Genomic DNA, 17,370 nt, shown 5'->3' with positions numbered 1-17,370 from the left:
TTTGATAGCAAGCTATTCAGCGCAAACCTTGTGATCGCACAAAATCCGCGTTCGCCTTTTTCAGACCGATAAGCAAGGGGGTCGATGCGTAAAAGCCGGTGCTGCGCAGCTTAGAGACATCCATCAGCTTTCTGGGCGTGCCATCAGGCTTGCCGGTGTCAAACACCACGTCGCCCGTATAGCCGACCACGGTTTGTATCGCCTGCGCCAGTGCCTTAATAGATAGGTCCTCACCCACCCCAATGTTGATCAGGGGAGGTTCAAACCGCCCCGTCTTGTTTTCGTCGCTGCCCAACAGCGGTTCGTACTGATCGTCCGGCAGGTTCATGATGTGGACGCACGCCGCAGCCATGTCCTCGCTGTACATGAACTCGCGATGTGGCGTGCCCGTGCCCCACACCACCACCTCTTTGGCCTGCGCCACCTTGGCCTCATTGAATTTGCGCAGCAATGCGGGAATCACGTGGCTGTTGTCGGGGTGGTAGTTGTCCCCCGGGCCGTACAGGTTGGTGGGCATCGCTGCCAGGTACTTGGTGCCGTACTGGCGGTTGTAGCTCCAGCACATTTCAATCCCCGCAATTTTGGCCAATGCATACGACCGGTTGGTCGGCTCCAGCGGGCCCGTTAACAACGACTCTTCTTTCATGGGCTGGGGAGCCAATTTAGGATAAATGCAGCTGGACCCTAAAAACATCAGCCGCTGCACGCCGGTTTCATAGGCGGAGTGAATGATGTTGCACTGAATCGCCAGGTTGTCGCGGATAAAGTCTGCAGAATAAATGTTGTTGGCCAGAATGCCGCCCACTTTGGCTGCGGCCAAAAACACATATTGCGGACGCTCTGCTTCAAAGAAGGCGGATGTCGCCGCTTGATTGGTCAGCTCCAGTTCGGCGTGCGTGCGCAGCAGCAGGTTGGTATACCCTGCCGCCTGCAAGTTGCGCACAATGGCAGACCCCACCAAGCCCCGGTGGCCCGCCACGTAAATCTTTGCTGTCTTTTCCATGTGCAGGGTCATTCGTGGTGGTCGTAGGTCTGAAAGCCGGCCGATTTGACCAAAGCGTCACGTTTGGCACTGGTGAAGTCGGCTTGCACCATTTCCACCACAAGCTCTTTCAGGGTCGTTTTGGGCACCCAACCCAGCTTTTCCTTGGCTTTGGTAGGGTCTCCCAGCAAGGTTTCCACTTCGGTCGGGCGGTAGTAGCGGGGGTCTACCCGCACAATCACATCACCCACCTTGCACTTGGCATCCTTGCCGCTCACGGCCACCACGGTACCTGTCTCGTTTTCGCCCTCGCCCGTCCAAGCCAACTGGATGCCCAGTTCTTCCGCGGCAAACTCCACAAACTGGCGCACGCTGTATTGCACACCTGTGGCAATCACAAAGTCTTCCGCATGATCTTGTTGCAGCATCAGCCACTGCATTTCCACATAGTCACGGGCATGGCCCCAGTCGCGTAGCGCACTTATATTGCCCAAGTGCAGACAGTCTTGCAGGCCCAGCGCGATACGACTGATGGCGCGTGTGATTTTGCGGGTAACAAACGTCTCGCCGCGCAACGGGCTCTCGTGGTTGAACAAAATGCCGTTGCAGGCGTAAATGCCATAGGCCTCACGGTAGTTCACCGTAATCCAGTAGGCATACATCTTGGCCACCGCATAGGGGCTACGGGGGTAGAAGGGTGTGGTTTCCTTCTGCGGTATTTCCTGCACCAGCCCATACAACTCGGAGGTGGACGCCTGGTAGAAGCGCGTTTTCTTCTCCAGCCCCAAAATGCGGATGGCTTCCAGAATGCGCAGCGTGCCCATGCCATCTGCATCGGCCGTGTACTCGGGGCTCTCGAAGCTCACCGCCACATGGCTCATTGCCCCCAGGTTATAGATTTCGTCCGGCTGCACCTGCTGGATGATGCGAATCAGGTTGCTGCTGTCGGTCAAGTCACCGTAGTGCAGCGTGAAGTTGCGGGCCGACACATGGGGGTCTTGGTACAGGTGGTCAATGCGGTCTGTATTGAAGCTGGAGGCCCGGCGCTTGATGCCGTGCACCTCGTAGCCCTTCTTCAACAGGAATTCGGCCAAGTACGCGCCGTCCTGGCCGGTCACGCCGGTAATGAGTGCAATTTTTTTCATGAGGAGCCTCAAATTCTGAAAAACAACTCCTCATTATCGGCGGCCCGGGGCCGCCGATTCCTTCAACGCCCAATCGCCTGGTATTCAATCCCCATGCTGCGCACTAGCTTCGGGTCGTACAGGTTACGGCCATCAAAGATCACGGGCTGTTTCAGCTTGGTCTTGATGGTGTCAAAGTCTGGACTGCGGAACTCGCGCCACTCGGTCACGATGATCAGGGCATCTGCGCCTTCCAGCGCAGCGGTCTGGTTCTCGGCGTAGCTCAGGCGGGGCTCATCAGGGAAGCAATGCTTCGATTCCTTCATCGCCACCGGGTCATAGGCAGTCACCGTGGCGCCCGCGTCCAGCAGGTCCTGAATCACATCACGGCTGGTGGCCTTACGCATGTCGTCGGTGTTGGCCTTGAAGGCCAAGCCCCAAAGCGCAAAGTGTTTGCCTTTCAAGTCCGGGCCAAAACGTTTGATTACTTTCCGGCCCAACACGCGCTTCTGCGCATCGTTGGCCGCTTCCACTGCCGTCAGAACTTGCAAATGGATATCCGCATCGTCCTGCGCGGTCTTCACCAGCGCCTGCACGTCTTTGGGGAAGCAGGAGCCACCGTAGCCCGCACCAGCGTACAAAAAGTCGTAGCCAATGCGTGGGTCTGACCCAATGCCCTTGCGCACATTTTCAATGTCCGCACCCAGCTTTTCGGCCAAGTTGGCCAGCTCGTTCATGAAGCTGATGCGCGTGGCCAGCATCGCGTTGGCAGCGTACTTGGTCAGCTCCGCGCTGCGGATGTCCATCACGATCAGGCGGTCGTGGTTGCGCTGAATGGGGGCGTACAGCGCACGCATGTTCAGTGCGGCCTGCTCGTCCTCGCATCCCACCACAATGCGGTCGGGCCGCATGAAGTCGTCAATGGCGGCGCCTTCTTTCAAGAATTCGGGGTTGCTCACCACGCTAAATGGTGTGGTCACACCGCGCTTGGCCAGCTCGTCGGCAATGGCCGCCTTCACCCGGTCCGCCGTGCCCACAGGCACCGTACTCTTGTCCACGACCACCTTGTAGTCGGTCATGTATTTGCCGATGTTGCGCGCCGCTGCGATCACATATTTCATGTCGGCCGAGCCGTCTTCATCCGGCGGTGTGCCCACAGCGATGAACTGCACGGTGCCAAAGTGGGCGGCTTTCTCCACATCGGTGGTGAAGTGCAGGCGGCCCGCGGCCACATTGCGCTTCACCATCTCTTGCAGGCCGGGCTCATAGATGGGAATGCCCCCATCTTCCAAAATTTGGATCTTGGCCGGGTCTACATCTAGGCACAACACGTCGTTGCCCACATCGGCAAAGCAAGCGCCTGACACCAACCCCACATAGCCAGTACCAATTACCGTAATTTTCATTATTTAGTTCCCTGCAAGTAACAAATTAAATGGATCAATTCGATGAAAAATCCCAAGAAGTTTAACGCACTGGTGTTTGTAACAGTATGTATGGTGTTTCTCAGTAGGATAAGCATGAGTTATGCCAGCCACTGCGGACTAGTTGATAGGTGATGGGTATTCTTGATAAAATTAATTGCATCGCTATGACCGCTCTGTAAGATATATTTGTAAAGATTATGGATTTGCAAATAATCGTATCTAAATGAAATCAACTCAATTAAGAATAGCTGTAGCCATATTTGGAATTCCTCGGGGAGCCAAGTTGACCTTTGCCCCCTTTATAGAAAATATTGTGAAGCAGGCGAAAGCCGTTGGAGAGGTTAGGCTTTTTGGACATTTCTTTACCGTAAAGCAAGTTACCAATGCACGTTCTGGTGAGGGTGGTGCTCTAGATCAAGAGAATTTTAATATTTATCGGGATTTCAACGTGGTCACAGAGCCCCCCGAACAATGTTTGTCCGAGTACAACGTGGAGGCATTCATGCGCTACGGTGATTACTATGGAGATGACTTCAAATCAGTGAGAAACCTCATTCATCAGTTGCATTCGTTGAAAACCGTCACGAAAAATGTTCAGTTATACCAACCTGATGCGGTAATTTTTGCGCGGCCAGATTTACTTTATCACGACAAGATTCCATCCTGGATTATTCGGAATGCTGCCACACACCCTGATCGATGCTTTTTACCCCATTGGCAATGGTGGGGAGGGTACAACGATAGATTCTCCGTATGCGGGCGCAATGCATATCTGCATTACGGAACACGTATAGAGAACATATTGAACTATTGCAGCCGTGGCAATCGGCCGTTGCATGCTGAGCGCCTTTTAAGAGAGACCTTACGACTCAAGAACGTGGGGTTGCGTCAGCTTGATGTCCGGGCCAGCCGCGTGCGTGTCGGCGATGTTGTCAAAGACGAAAGTTTTGATGCACGCGGCACAATCGGACCGCGACGATTGCTGCCGGAAATGGTTCGTAGCCATTTACTAGCGCGCGTGCATCTGTAGGCTAATCTAGAAGTGCTGATCGCAAGGGTGTTATCCAGGTTTGGGTTTGCGGAGAGTAAATACCAAAATCAGATGCAAACTCCCAGTACGTCCAATTAATGCCCGCGACCTCTGCCGTCGTTCTCGCCAACCGCGTATAAGTTGCTCTGGATGCGAGATCTCCTGCCTTGAAAGAGCCAAACTCTCCCAAATGGAGTGGGACACCGATGCTTGCATTCCACTGAGTTGCCACTAAAAAAACATCCTTTATTGTTTTGGTTTGCAACGCATCACAACATTGAGCGCCTTTGGGAAATTGGGGCATCCAGGACAAACCCTGGTGAGTAAAGTTGTACGGATCGTATGTATGTATGGGGACAATTAAATTTCGATCAGCGGGTAAGCGTAATTTGATGAGGTCCTTGGGATGGTTCCAGGATGTCGGTCCGATCATCACTGTCCGGGTTGGGTTGGTCTCTCGCACAGCCCGCAGCAACTTGACGGATAAAGAATTCCAAGCGTCGCTGCTGAGTTTGCCGTGGGGCTCGTTTAGTAGTTCAAATAATAGTTTAGGAGAACGATTCTTATACCTTAGGGCCAATTGAGTCCATATATTGATAAGCCTGGTTTCGAGTACCGTTGGATCCACTGCAAATTCATTGGGGGCCAATGCGTCGCCGAAGAGCTGGTTGTAGTGATGAACGTTCAAAATGACATACATGCCTTTGGCTAGCAGTGCGTCGATCGCCTTGTCTACCCGTGTCGCGAAAACCTCGTCAATCGTAGCGTTGCCATCTGCGGATGCGTGGTTCGTCCAGCGGACGGGCACTCTCGCCGTTTTAAAGTCCTGCGCCACGATGTCAATGTACGCAGGATCCAACCGTACGCCCCAGTCTCCCTCGCGGGGAGCTTCCAGCATGTTTCCGAAATTGATGCCACGCCCGAGCGCCTGCGCTATGGCGCAGGTTTCCGGAGTTACGGATATGCAGCTTTGCTGAGATGAGGCTTGCATGGCAACTACGAGCAGCCAGCCCCCTATCAGAAGGCGAAAAAGTGCGGAACCCGATGAAGTAATGCGCATGATGTGGAACGGTGCTTGGACCGGTGCTGTTGTATCATCAGTTTATGCTGCAGTGCAGCGAAAAACAATAATTTTTGCTAATGGAGGATTCTGTGATGGATTGGGTGCCCTCGGTCAACGATTGGCCTGTCTCTTCGTTCTGCATGCGATGACCCTCGCCAAACAAGGCGTCAAAGCCGTCAAGTGGAGCGCCATTGCTACGGTAGCCCGTTTCGCAATGCAATTTGCGGCGCAGGTATTGCTGGCCCGCCTACTGGGACCAGAGAACTATGGCGTTTTTGGCATAGGCATGGTCGTTCTCACCCTCACCAATGTCTTTTCAAATTTCGGCTTTGGTTGGAGCTTGCTGCACCGCAAGACAGTCTCTGAAGAGGATATTCGCTTTGCCTTTACCTGGCAGCTTGTAGTAGGCGGGGCTGCCACGCTGGGGCTCTTTCTATTGGCACCCACGCTTTCCGTTTTTTTTCATGAGCCTCGCGTGGAGAGCGTCATTCGCTGGCTTGCCCTGACTTGTGTGATCAGTGCCATGTCGTCTCCCGCTGGCAATCTGATGCACAGAGATCTCAACTTTAAGGCGGCAGGATTGATCCAGATTGGGGGGTATGTTGCCGGCTACTTATTGGTGGGCATACCGTTGGCGCTATTGGGCTATGGAGTGCATGCACTTGTGGCCGCGTGGCTAGTGCAGGTCACGTTCATTGCACTGGGAAGTTTCTGGGCTCATCCACATTCGGTGAAACCACTATTTCATTATGCTGGCGCAGCTGATGCCCTACAAACGGGAGGTACCGTTTTTGTTACAAACATCATTAATTGGTGTCTAAATAGCATGGACCGCTTCCTGCTTAGCAAGTTTGCCAATGCCCATTCTGTGGGCGTGTATTCGGTTGGCTATAACTTGGCAACCATGCCCTCCACCTTGCTTATGGGCTCCTTACAGCCTGCTTTTACCGCAGCATCCTCAAAAATTCAAGATGATCCGAATCGAATGCGTACGGTGTATATGCAGATATTTGCAACAGTCTGGGTACTGGTTTTGCCGATGTTTGTGTTTCTTTCCGTCATATCATTTGACTTGGTCAAGTTTCTTTATGGCCCCAAATGGCTGGATACCGGTTGGGTTTTATGTTTATTATTCTTAAGCGTACCGGCATTTGTCTGTTTGGGGCTGTCTACGCCAGTGTTGTGGAATGCAGGACGCAAACACCATGAGTCATTGTTGCAATTGCCTGTACTCTTTTTGGGGGTCATAGGCTTCTATTATTCTTTGCCCTACGGTATACAGGCATTTGCTCTGGTAGCTGCCTTACTTGTTGTGGGGCGGATGTCGCTTGTATGCTGGTCCGTTTTCCAGTTGCTCGGTTTGAGTCTGTCAGACGCCATTACCCCGATTGTCAGAGGAGGGGGATTCAGCGTATTGGTTGCCGGCTCTGCATATTTAGGAATGTTTCTCGTTTTTAAAGAAAACTCACCGTTCCTTTCTCTGATGGTAAGTGGCATCCTAACGATTTTAACTTTGGGTTTCGTCGTGTTCTATTGGCCCCAAACGATAGGATTGGAGACCGTCGCAATGATTGCCAGATTTTTTCCAAAAATAACAGTCATGCTTACTAGGAATGGCAAATAATATTATTTGCATTTTGAACACTCAATATTGAATCAGTATGGAATATTTGTTTCCGGCAGTTTTGTTATTTGTTGCATTTGCCGCCGCAATCGCGATATCTCTTGCCGGTGTCGGTGCGTTAAATTTTACTGGAAAATATAAATCTGGATTGCTTCCATACTATTGCTACGCGTTGTTGATGGGCAACGGGGTTGCTGTTTTGCTCTCAACAAGAAATTATTTGGATACTGGGGAGTTGTTTTCCGAATCCACGCTAAGCAATCCCGTCGCTGCATTGGCGATTAAGGTGGCATCGCTCTTTGTAATGATTGCTGCCGTTGATCAATTTGTTAGATTTTTTAAAAGCAATAAAAAATTCTACTTCAGTCGAGTCTTCCTATTTCTCTCTTTTGCTGCTTTTTGGGTGTGCAATATAATTTTGCCTGCATATTTTTCCCCCCATAGGGCATCAATGGAGTTAAGTTGGACTTACTCATTGGTTTTAGGGTGTGGATTAATACTAATCTCTGGCGTTGACGGATATAAGTTCATCGAACACTTTCGAAACGCAACGCTTTCTTTTTGTTTTGTTAGTCTTGTATTAATTTTTATTAAGCCGAGTTTGGTGTTGCAAACCAATTATGCTCAAGGCTACATTCCAGGGCTGCCCCGCTTTGCCGGCCTTGCTCCCCATGCCATTCTTATGGGAATGATTGCATCTCTAGCGTTGTGGTGTCTTTTTCTTCAACCATTTCAATCCCGAAAATTGACTATTGCATTTTCAATGATTGGCATGATTGCCTTATTTCTGTCGCAAGCGAAAAACATATGGATATCTTTTTTTATATCCATGCCGATCTTGATGTATTACAGATCGGATTTCTCTGAGTGGTTTAAAATTAACCATTCCAAGGGGCGATTTTTATATTTTGTAGTATTGATTTTGGGATTTTTCCTGGGTTTAGGGGGATTGTATCTCGTCGTGTTTGGTAATTTGGATCGTTTCCTTGCTGGTATTTTAAGGTCTGAGCAAGGCAGTCAGTTACTCACATTCACAGGGCGCGAACAGATCTGGGCCGTTGCTCTTTCAGAGTGGGAGCGCTCCCCGCTTCTTGGGTATGGACTTCCCTTGTTCGGGCCCGATCACCGTAATGCAGTCGGCATGTTTTTCGCCACATCTGGACATAACCAAATTATCGACAATCTTGGGCGTTCTGGTTTGATCGGAGCAATAGCCTCGGTAGTTCATTTTTTAGCTGTCACTATTCTTGGTTATCTATTTCGGCACAAAACTCAAGGTTTAAGCTGGGTGTTGGCTTTATCTCTTCTGGTGCGCATGATTTCGGAGGTTCCGATAACATTGGCGTCAATTAGTTTGGATACCTTGCCATATTATCTTCTGTTAGGAATGATTGCTGCAAATATGAAATTGTCAGACCCGAAACCCAGTTTTCTAAAAATGGAGAGTTAATGAGGAATTCAGAGCGCTTTGTCGCGCTTGATGGTCTGCGAGGTGTCTTTGCCATAGCTGTGGTGCTTCATCACTACTCTCAACTCCAAGGTGGTCACTTGATGCGCTCCGCTTGGTTGGCAGTTGATGCTTTTTTTATACTTTCAGGCTTTGTAATCGCATTAAGTTATACGCATCGAATTTTGGAAGGGTTGAGTTTTTTTGAGTTTTTCAAAATTCGCCTGCTAAGGTTGTACCCCATGTATTTTATGGGGCTCTTATTGGGAGTCGCTGCACTATGGGCATATGGACCATCGAACTTGAGCTTGACTCCAGATGTTTTCAAGATGCTGTTTGTAGGAATATTTTCTGTTCCTTATTTCGGATCATTTCCATGGGAATCAGGAAATTTATTAAATCAAGCGGTTGTTTTTCCATTCAATGATCCAGCATGGTCACTTTTTTTTGAAATCTTCGCCAACATCCTCTTTTTTGTTACCGCGCGTATATTTTTCATAGGCAGGAGATCAGTGGTCATTCTGATGCTGTTGCTCCTATTGTGTTATGTTATTTCAATTAACGTATGGGGCCTGCATAGTGGCTATTCGCAAAATAATTTTTGGGGTGGATTCGCTAGAGTTGTTTTTCATTTTTCACTAGGATGCTGTATTTTTAAAATGCAAAAAGTGAAAGTGGACTTTCATAGAAGATGGATTTATATCCTTCTTGTTGTGGCGCTTCTGATATTTAATGTTGGAAATGTATTCATCATATGTTCAATGTTACTTTTTGTTGCCCCGCTGATAGTGTTCGTGGGTAGCAAGACGGCTATAGCTTCCAATACATTTGAGGCGCGTCTTTTGACATGGCTCGGTGGTATTTCTTTCCCTCTCTACATTACCCATTATCCGCTGTACCGCCTTTGGGAACCCATCATGAGTTCCATGGTGGAAAGAGGGGCGGTGTCACTATTTCTTTCTACGTTGCTATCTGTGCTTGTGGCGCATTTTTTAATGCTATTGGAGCCTCGCGTAAGGGTAATACTTTCAACGTGCCTCACCACAAAAAAGCTGGTCAGATGAATTGCTGAATATTCATTATGTTTTTTTCGATTGTCATTCCTCTCTATAACAAAGCGTTGTATATAGAAACGACACTGCGATCTGTGGTGCAACAGGCCTTTTCCGATTTCGAGATCATTGTTGTGGATGACGGTTCTACTGACCTGGGGCCACACGCTGTCTGTGAGTTAGCTCTGAATGACGGCCGCATTCGTTTAGTGAAACAAAGCAATGCTGGCGTGGCAGCTGCCAGGAATAGGGGGATTGCAGAAGCCCGTGGCGAATGGGTAGCCTTTCTAGATGCGGATGATTGGTGGCACTCGGACTATCTGAGCATGCAGCATCGCGCGGTCCAGGCCCACCCCGATGTAGATGTGGTGGCGACTATGTTGCGCAGAATCCCCGATGCACAGGATTGGTCTCCTCTGCCGTGGCCACCGCAGGATCCACACCCCGCTGTGGTGCTTATTGACGATTTGCCGCATCGTTGGATGCAAGGCATTCCTTTTTTTACTTCATCTGTGGCGGTGCGTAGAACGCGTCTGCTTGCAATGCAAACCTGCTTTGCCGTGGGGGAGTCCCATGGCGAAGACCTGGATTTATGGTTTCGGCTTGCGGAACACACGGCTATCGCCCACACCCAAGCCGCGTTGGTCGCTTACCGTACAGCCGCTATGGGCAGTCTGATGAGCCAACACGCCCAACGTTCTATGGCCCCATATTTGCTGCGCATGGAGAGGCGGGCGCGCAGTAACGCAATGCCTATGTCCAAGCAGGCAGCCGCATTGCGGTTCGTTGCACAGCAGCGTGTGACTTTGGCCCGCGAAGCCCTGATAGGTGGTGATCGTTGGGAGGCGTTTCAATGGTTGTGGCGTGGCCGCTATGCGGCGGGCACTAAACGGTGGTGCATGTCCCTTTTGATGGCGGGAGCGCTTCCTTCCGCGCTTGTCCAGCGGTGGGAGCGCTGGCGCAATGTGCGTACCTCAGTGGCCTGACGGTTCAAGAGAATAAATAGATGTCATTTTTAGAAGATCTACGTGTTGCCCAAGAGGGAGTCTTGTCACTCGGTTTTTGGGCCCTGCAGGTGTACCGCCTGGGGCATCTGCGCTACCGCTTCCAAACCAAATGGATTCGCTATCCATTGGGGGTGTTGCACATCGTGCTGGCCAAGCTGGCGGAAATGCTGTGTGGCGTCACGATTGGTGTGTCCGCCAAGATTGGGCGTCGCTTGGTCATTGAACACTCTGGCGCCATCGTGGTGCATGGCAATGCGGTGCTGGGGGACGACTGCATCATCCGCCAAGGGGTCACGATAGGGAACCGCCGAATGGACCGCCCCCTGGAGGCGCCGCACATAGGCCACCGCGTCAACATAGGTGCCGGCGCCAAGATATTGGGCGCTGTGCGTGTGGGGGATGACGCGGAGATCGGCGCCAACGCAGTTGTCATTACGGATGTGCCTGCGGGCGCAATTGCTGTCGGAGTGCCCGCCCGAATCATTTTGCGGACCAAAGACCATGAACCATCCTGAATCTCAAGCCACCTCCTGCAAGGTGAGCATCATTATCAAGGCTCTGAACGAGGAAAAACGCATTGTGGACGCGGTGGAAAGTGCGCTGGCGGCCGTGCAGATTTTTGGCGGTGAAGTGATTTTGGCGGACTCTTGCTCCACAGACCGCACGGTGGAGCTTGCCTCGGCTTACCCCATCCGTATTGTTCAACTGGCAAATGCCAGCGAGCGTTGCTGCGGCATTGGCCCACAACTGGGTTACCAGCATGCGCGCGGCGAGTTCGTTTACATCCTGGACGGTGACATGAAGATGCTGCCGGGTTTTTTGCCGCAGGCGTTGGCGTTCATGGAAACGCATCCGGACGTAGGCGGGGTGGGTGGCCAGGTGGTGGAAATGAACACCACCAGCTTGGAGTATCTGGCGCGTGTGGAGCGCGGCATGTCCCATATGCAGGCGGGGGAGGTGGACCGCCTGGACATGGGGGGGCTGTACCGCCGTGCCGCAGTGGAGCAGGCGGGGTATTTTTCAGACCGCAATTTGCACAGCTATGAAGAGTTTGACTTGGCCGTACGTTTGCGCGCCAACAGCTGGCGCCTCTGGCGCTTGGCGGTAGAGGCTGTGCAGCACCATGGGCACGATGCTCCGCCCTACCAATTGCTGATGCGGCGCTGGCGCAGTGGCTATATCTGCGGCTTGGGCGAGGTGCTGCGAGCCGCTTGGGGGCGCTCGCATTTCAAGCTGGTGCTGACAGGAGTGCGGGAGCTGCGGTTGTATGCAGCGGTGCTGCTGTGGTGGCTGGTTTTGCTATCAATTTGGGTGCTGCCTGCGCAATGGCCACAGGGGCTAGCGCTGTTTTTGTTTATTGCAGTGGCCCCATTCGTGCTTATGACCTGGCGCAAGCGCAGCGCCAGCAAAGCCATTTTTTCAGTAGTGTCATGGTGTTTTAACGCAGCTGGTTTGTTGCGCGGAATGCTGCGCCCCCAACAGCCTGCGTGCGACCGCATCGCCAGTGTGCAGGTCCGAAATACTTATTAGGTGAACGCTATGCAAGCGCATTTGAAATTTTTACGCCGCAAGCTGGCCCATCGAGCAGGCAGTTGGCTCAACCGCGTGTCTTCCATTGCGAACACCCCTCTGAGTGCAAACGTGGTGTTGACCACGACGCGGCACGAGCTGGCGGAAACGCAGCTGTACCCGTTTCACTTTTACCGCGACGTACTCGCCCAAAAACACGGGTTGCGATACACGCAAATAGAAGTGGAATCGTTGGTGGGACCCGAGGCAGGCCATCTGCATGGAACGGAGCAGCACAAGCAAGTGAAGCGCGTTTTCTTTCAGCCTGCATTTGAGATGCCGCCTGAACAGGCCGTGCAGGCGCTGCAGAGGTTGGCGCACGCGTATCCCAATGCCAAGATTGCTTATTTGGACTGGTACGCACCGCTGCATATTCGGCCGGCCCTGTATGCAGACCCTTATATTGATATTTACGTCAAAAAGCAGACGTATGCCAATTTTGCGGAGTACAGCAAACCCACGCTGGGTGATACCAATCTGAACGACTATTACGCGAAGCGCCACGGCCTTCCGGATGCTCCGCAGCAGTTCACGCTGCCGCCCGGGTTTGAGCACAAGTTGCGCTTGGGCAGCAACTTCGGTCTATCGGCCTTGATGGTGGATTGGTTTCTGGGAGCTTCGCCCACACAATCCAACCGGGATATTGATTTGCATGCCCGGATCGCTGTCAACGGAGTGCCCTGGTACCAAGTGATGCGGCAGGAAGCCAAAGACGCGGTGCAAAAACTGAGCAACTTAAACATCGCGTCTGAAGGGCGGGTACGGCGGCATCAGTTCTTTGCTGAAATGGTGCGCAGCAAATTGTGCTTTAGCCCGTTTGGCTATGGTGAGGTGTGCTGGCGAGACTACGAAGCGCACGCGACCGGTGCGCTGCTGTTGAAACCGGATATGTCGCACCTGAGGGTACTTCCCGATATTTTCGTCCCCTATGAAACCTATGTGCCCCTGCAGTGGGACTTGTCAGACTTTGCGGACAAAGTTGCTGAATATCTGCAGGATCACACTGCGCGAGCCAAAATTACGGCGCAAGCTTTTGAGGTGAATAGCGCCTGGATCAAGAGCCGTGAATATGCGGCAACGATTGCTGCCTGGTGTTCATGAGCACAAATAAGAGTCGCCTGGAAGCGCTGCAAGTTCTCCGCGCCATTGCGGCCGGCATGGTCGTCTTTGTGCACGCCCTGTCCACGTACAGGGACAAGGTTGATGCACTCATGCCGAGCACATTCAATTTTGGATTGGGCGAGCTTGGCGTAAAGCTGTTCTTTTGCATCAGCGGTTTCATCATTTTTGCATCCACAGAATCTCTGCAACCAGGGCGGACGTCTTTCAGCTATTTCATCCGGCGCAGGCTTATACGCATTGCACCGCTGTATTGGTGTGCCACCCTTATTTATGCCGCCAAATTGGCGTTGCAAGGGAATGCTCCTGAAGGCAGTTCGCTCGCCTATTCATTGCTGTTCATTCCATTCAAAGATGCCGCGGGGCTGATGCGGCCCGTATTGGGTGTCGGGTGGACACTCAACTACGAAATGTTCTTTTATCTGGTGCTTGGTGTGGCGTTATTTGCGCCACGTGCCTTGCGGTTGATTCTCGTGCCAGTGGCAATGCTTGCGCTTGCCTGGGCCCGTGCCAACGGATTGATTGTGGAAGGTGCAGGGTTTTGGGGCGACGCCCTCTACTTGCTCTCCGACACATACTTGCTGTTTTTTGTTGTGGGTATTTTTATTGCCCCCATCAGCAAGCTGAAGACTCTTCGTTCTTTTCTAAGTTTGAAGTGGCACATTGCCTGCGGCGTAGTTGTGTTTGCGCTAATTGGGTTGGTAAGCGCAAGCAGCATGCTGCGTCTCTCTTCGGGACAGGTGCTGGCACTGGAAATTGCTGTTTGTGGCATGTGCGTTCTTTTAAGTGTGATGGCCACAAGTACTGCTGAACACAACTCCAAACTGCGGCATGTAGTCGTTTGGGCCGGCGACGGTTCCTACAGCACCTACCTTACGCACGGGTTTGTCATGGGGTCGGCAGCAAGGCTGCTGCATATTTTCCACCTTGACGGAGTTGCAATGCTCTACTCCGCGGGCATGGTCATTTTGTGCACCTTCGTTGGAATGGTGATTTTTAAATTTTTTGAAAACCCGTTGCTCAAAAAGATGAACGCCAAGCTGGGTAATTTATGAAAAAAGTTTTGCATATTATTAATGGTGAATTTTTTGCTGGAGCCGAGCGCGTTCAGGATCTGCTTGCGTTGCGGCTTCCAGAGTTTGGGTATGAATGTGGGTTTGTTTGTTTAAAAGAGGGTGTTTTTGGAAAATACAGGCGTTCTCAAACACCTTTGCATGTCGTGCAAATGCATTCCAGGTTCGACTTCTCGATAGTTGGCCGCATAGCTCAAATTGCGTCAGAAGGGGCTTACTCAGCCATACACACGCATACAGCCCGCAGTGCCCTGATTGGGCGTTTCGTTGCCAAAAAACTGCGCTTGCCTTTTATTCATCATGTGCATAGCCCAGCCGGTCGGGATACTGAGAGTCGAGTCCGCAATGTCGTCAATTCAGTGATGGAAGACTATTTCATATTCCCATCGGCCAACAGGTTGATTGCGGTTTCTTCCAGCCTGAAACAATATCTTCTGCAAAAAAAGGTTCCAGCCTCCAAGACTACCGTTGTGACAAACGGGGTGCCAATTTACGGGGACCAACCTGTGTGGCACGCACCTCAGTCACGTTGGATCATTGGAACTGTCGCATTATTTCGCCCCCGAAAAGGGGTGGAGGTCCTGCTTCAGGCTGTGCGGCAGTTAGTGGACTCTGGCGAAGATGTGTGTTTCAAGGGCGTTGGATCGTTTGAAACGATGGAATATGAAGTGCAAGTTAAAAAACTTGTCGAAGACTTGAATCTTCAAGATCGTGTTCACTGGACAGGATTCACTTCAAATGTGCATGCCGAAATGGAAAGCATGCACGCTTTTGTACTACCCAGTTTGTTTGGAGAGGGGTTGCCTATGGTCGTTATCGAGGCAATGTCGGTGGGCATTCCAGTTGCCGCTTCCAATGTGGAAGGCATCCCCGAGGTCATTTGTTCCGAAGATTATGGAGTGCTCGTTGAGCCCAACAATGCAGATGCTTTAGAGGCGGGGGTCAAGAAGCTAATTGCGAATGCCGGGAAAATACCGGCCATGGTGCTGTCAGCGCATACAAGGCAGCGCGAATACTTCTCGGATATTTCTATGGCCAAGGGTGTTGCCAGGAATTATGATGAAGTTATAAATTAACTGCACCCCATATGGAAAATAGGCAAACGCTTATAAACGTTCAGTACCTGAGAGCCATTGCGGCCCTCATGGTGGTCTGGGTTCATGCGCGGGATCAATTTGACTGGTTGAAGATTCAATTTCCATCGGGAGCAGGTGCCGCTGGCGTTGATCTTTTTTTTGTCATCAGCGGTTTCATCATGGTCTACACGACCTACGGCAAAAAAATCTCACCTTTGGATTTCATGCTGCGACGGATTGAAAGAATTGCTCCGCTATATTGGGCTGCAACCTTGGCAATTCTATGTGTTGCAGCCGTGGCGCCTGCGCTATTGAAGAGTACGGTTCTTAGTGGGCCGCACATACTGGCCAGTCTTGCGTTTCTGCCTATGTTGTCGCCAGCATTCCCCAATAATTATTGGCCATTGCATATTCCGGGTTGGACCCTGAATTACGAAATGGCATTCTATTTACTGTTTTCAGTTTCCTTGCTTGCACATGGCGTGTGGCGAATCGTATTGCTGGGCATTTGCCTTGTTGGTGTAGTCATTGGCGGAATCTTTTGGCAACTTAACGGTGTCTGGAAGTTTTATTCCGACGCAATCATCTTAATTTTTCTGGCAGGGGCGATGGTCGGTTACTTCATGGCCCGTATAGCGCCCGCCAAAAATGCGTTTATGGGAACACTCCTTTTGAGTGCGGGAATAATGTTATGGATATTCTTGCAGAGTGCGGAGACTGGGCATCGCCTTTGGAGTGCAGGAATGCCGGCGACCATCATTGTTTTGGGCGCTCTAGTTACTCCTAATGTTGGAACTCGCTTTCTTGCTTGGCTTGAAACGTTGGGCGATGCTTCCTATTCAATATATTTGAGCCATATCTTTTGTTTGGCCGGACTGCGCGTTCTTTCCAAATTGATCGGTTTTGTGATTCAAGATAATTTCCATGGTTGGATATTCATGTTTGTATGTTTGATCGCCTGTTCAGCCACTGGCGTATTTGTTTTTAAATATATTGAAAAACCGTTGGCAAGTAAGGTTCGCGACCTTCACCACAAAATGCGTACAAAGATGCGTGTCGGGACTGCAAATAGCGCCGGCTAGAGATTCGCTTACTCGACGAGCCAATTAGGGCTCCTCAATGTAATTTCACTGCACGCATTAAAAACTTCGGGTTCCCCATCACATAGCGCTTGAACAGCCGCTTGGGTTCCAGCGCAAGGCGGTACAGCCATTCCAGGCCACTGCTGCGCATCCACTGTGGGGCGCGTACAACCTTGCCGCCCAGAAAGTCGATGATTGCGCCACCGCATACGATCAAACATGGCGTGCCAGCCAGTCGCCAGCGCAGTTGTATGGCTACTTGTTCCTGCTTGGGCATGCCCATACCCAAGACGATCAGCCTGGGATATTGCGCGCCCGCCAGTTCGGCATACTGCGCGACAGGCAGGAAGCCATTGGCAGTGTTGATAGTGCTTGCAGGGGCGAGGGTCTGGTTGATGGCGCGTTGCGCATTGGCCAAGAAAGGCTCTTGGGTGCCGTACAGCGCTATGGGGTGCCCGTTGAATTGGGCGATCAACTTGGGGATCAAGTCGGTACCGTTGAGATTGAGCCCTGGGGCCGTGCCACGCATTTTGTACATGAGTGCCATGCCAATGCCATCGCGGTAGATGGTGTCTGCAGCGTCCAGTGCTTCAAAAAAGGCCTGAGATTCCGCTGCGCTGTTCATGGCGTGGGCATTGACAAACGCAAGCACGTGCGGTGCTTTGACATTCGCAAACTCTGCTATTTGGTTGTGC

General features: G+C 51.4%; 16 protein-coding genes. 11 read left to right on the top strand and 5 right to left on the bottom strand.

Annotated elements, in window-relative coordinates; translation table 11 throughout:
- Positions 1-16: 16 nt before the first annotated feature.
- The 3 genes from J2X15_RS04560 to J2X15_RS04550 all read right to left on the bottom strand — a co-directional run bounded on the left by J2X15_RS04560 (position 17) and on the right by J2X15_RS04550 (position 3,512).
- Complete coding sequence (locus J2X15_RS04560) at positions 17-1,003, bottom strand: GDP-L-fucose synthase family protein (protein ID WP_310339853.1); 987 nt, start codon at positions 1,001-1,003, stop codon at positions 17-19.
- An 8-nt stretch (positions 1,004-1,011) separates the two neighbouring features.
- Positions 1,012-2,127 (bottom strand): GDP-mannose 4,6-dehydratase, encoded by a 1,116-nt coding sequence (gene gmd, locus J2X15_RS04555; protein WP_310339852.1) that lies wholly within the window; start codon positions 2,125-2,127, stop codon positions 1,012-1,014.
- A 62-nt stretch (positions 2,128-2,189) separates the two neighbouring features.
- Positions 2,190-3,512, bottom strand: coding sequence for a UDP-glucose dehydrogenase family protein (locus tag J2X15_RS04550; RefSeq protein WP_310339850.1), 1,323 nt, complete (start codon positions 3,510-3,512; stop codon positions 2,190-2,192).
- 304 nt (positions 3,513-3,816) lie between these two features.
- Here J2X15_RS04550 and J2X15_RS04545 point away from each other — a divergent pair, with 304 nt between their 5' ends.
- Positions 3,817-4,563 (top strand): hypothetical protein, encoded by a 747-nt coding sequence (locus tag J2X15_RS04545; RefSeq protein WP_310339848.1) that lies wholly within the window; start codon positions 3,817-3,819, stop codon positions 4,561-4,563.
- 1 nt (position 4,564) lies between these two features.
- Here the strand turns inward: J2X15_RS04545 and J2X15_RS04540 are convergent, their stop codons facing one another.
- Positions 4,565-5,554 (bottom strand): glycoside hydrolase family 5 protein, encoded by a 990-nt coding sequence (locus J2X15_RS04540; RefSeq protein WP_310339847.1) that lies wholly within the window; start codon positions 5,552-5,554, stop codon positions 4,565-4,567.
- Between J2X15_RS04540 and J2X15_RS04535 the strand changes: the two genes are divergently transcribed.
- From J2X15_RS04535 to J2X15_RS04490, 10 genes are all read left to right on the top strand, one after another.
- On the top strand, positions 5,553-7,250 hold the full coding sequence (locus J2X15_RS04535) for a lipopolysaccharide biosynthesis protein (RefSeq protein WP_310339845.1): 1,698 nt from the start codon (positions 5,553-5,555) through the stop codon (positions 7,248-7,250). The two genes, J2X15_RS04540 and J2X15_RS04535, sit on opposite strands and share 2 nt — an antisense overlap.
- 37 nt (positions 7,251-7,287) lie before the next feature.
- On the top strand, positions 7,288-8,700 hold the full coding sequence (locus J2X15_RS04530; RefSeq protein ID WP_310339844.1) for an O-antigen ligase family protein: 1,413 nt from the start codon (positions 7,288-7,290) through the stop codon (positions 8,698-8,700).
- Complete coding sequence (locus J2X15_RS04525) at positions 8,700-9,761, top strand: acyltransferase family protein (RefSeq protein WP_310339842.1); 1,062 nt, start codon at positions 8,700-8,702, stop codon at positions 9,759-9,761. Before J2X15_RS04530 ends, J2X15_RS04525 begins: the two co-directional genes overlap by 1 nt.
- A 17-nt stretch (positions 9,762-9,778) precedes the next feature.
- Complete coding sequence (locus J2X15_RS04520; protein WP_310339840.1) at positions 9,779-10,735, top strand: glycosyltransferase family 2 protein; 957 nt, start codon at positions 9,779-9,781, stop codon at positions 10,733-10,735.
- 62 nt (positions 10,736-10,797) lie between these two features.
- Positions 10,798-11,271, top strand: coding sequence for a serine O-acetyltransferase (locus J2X15_RS04515; protein WP_310339839.1), 474 nt, complete (start codon positions 10,798-10,800; stop codon positions 11,269-11,271).
- Positions 11,258-12,286 (top strand): glycosyltransferase family 2 protein, encoded by a 1,029-nt coding sequence (locus J2X15_RS04510; RefSeq protein WP_310339837.1) that lies wholly within the window; start codon positions 11,258-11,260, stop codon positions 12,284-12,286. The genes J2X15_RS04515 and J2X15_RS04510 overlap by 14 nt, the downstream gene beginning before the upstream one ends.
- A gap of 9 nt (positions 12,287-12,295) precedes the next feature.
- A complete protein-coding gene (locus tag J2X15_RS04505) occupies positions 12,296-13,426 on the top strand; it encodes a hypothetical protein (RefSeq protein ID WP_310339836.1) in 1,131 nt (376 codons plus the stop codon).
- Positions 13,423-14,499, top strand: a complete 1,077-nt coding sequence (locus tag J2X15_RS04500; protein ID WP_310339835.1) for an acyltransferase family protein — start codon at positions 13,423-13,425, stop codon at positions 14,497-14,499. Before J2X15_RS04505 ends, J2X15_RS04500 begins: the two co-directional genes overlap by 4 nt.
- Complete coding sequence (locus J2X15_RS04495; RefSeq protein WP_310339833.1) at positions 14,496-15,593, top strand: glycosyltransferase; 1,098 nt, start codon at positions 14,496-14,498, stop codon at positions 15,591-15,593. Before J2X15_RS04500 ends, J2X15_RS04495 begins: the two co-directional genes overlap by 4 nt.
- 11 nt (positions 15,594-15,604) lie before the next feature.
- A complete protein-coding gene (locus J2X15_RS04490) occupies positions 15,605-16,675 on the top strand; it encodes an acyltransferase family protein (RefSeq protein WP_310339831.1) in 1,071 nt (356 codons plus the stop codon).
- A 34-nt stretch (positions 16,676-16,709) separates the two neighbouring features.
- Here the strand turns inward: J2X15_RS04490 and J2X15_RS04485 are convergent, their stop codons facing one another.
- Complete coding sequence (locus tag J2X15_RS04485) at positions 16,710-17,300, bottom strand: WecB/TagA/CpsF family glycosyltransferase (protein WP_310339830.1); 591 nt, start codon at positions 17,298-17,300, stop codon at positions 16,710-16,712.
- Between the last annotated feature and the right edge of the window lie 70 nt (positions 17,301-17,370).

The sequence above is a fragment of the Rhodoferax saidenbachensis genome, assembly GCF_031457975.1.
GTDB classification, from domain to species: Bacteria; Pseudomonadota; Gammaproteobacteria; order Burkholderiales; family Burkholderiaceae_C; genus Allorhodoferax; species Allorhodoferax saidenbachensis_A.
Note: the sequence above shows the minus strand (reverse complement) of the source record. Positions and strands in the feature narration are given on the sequence as shown.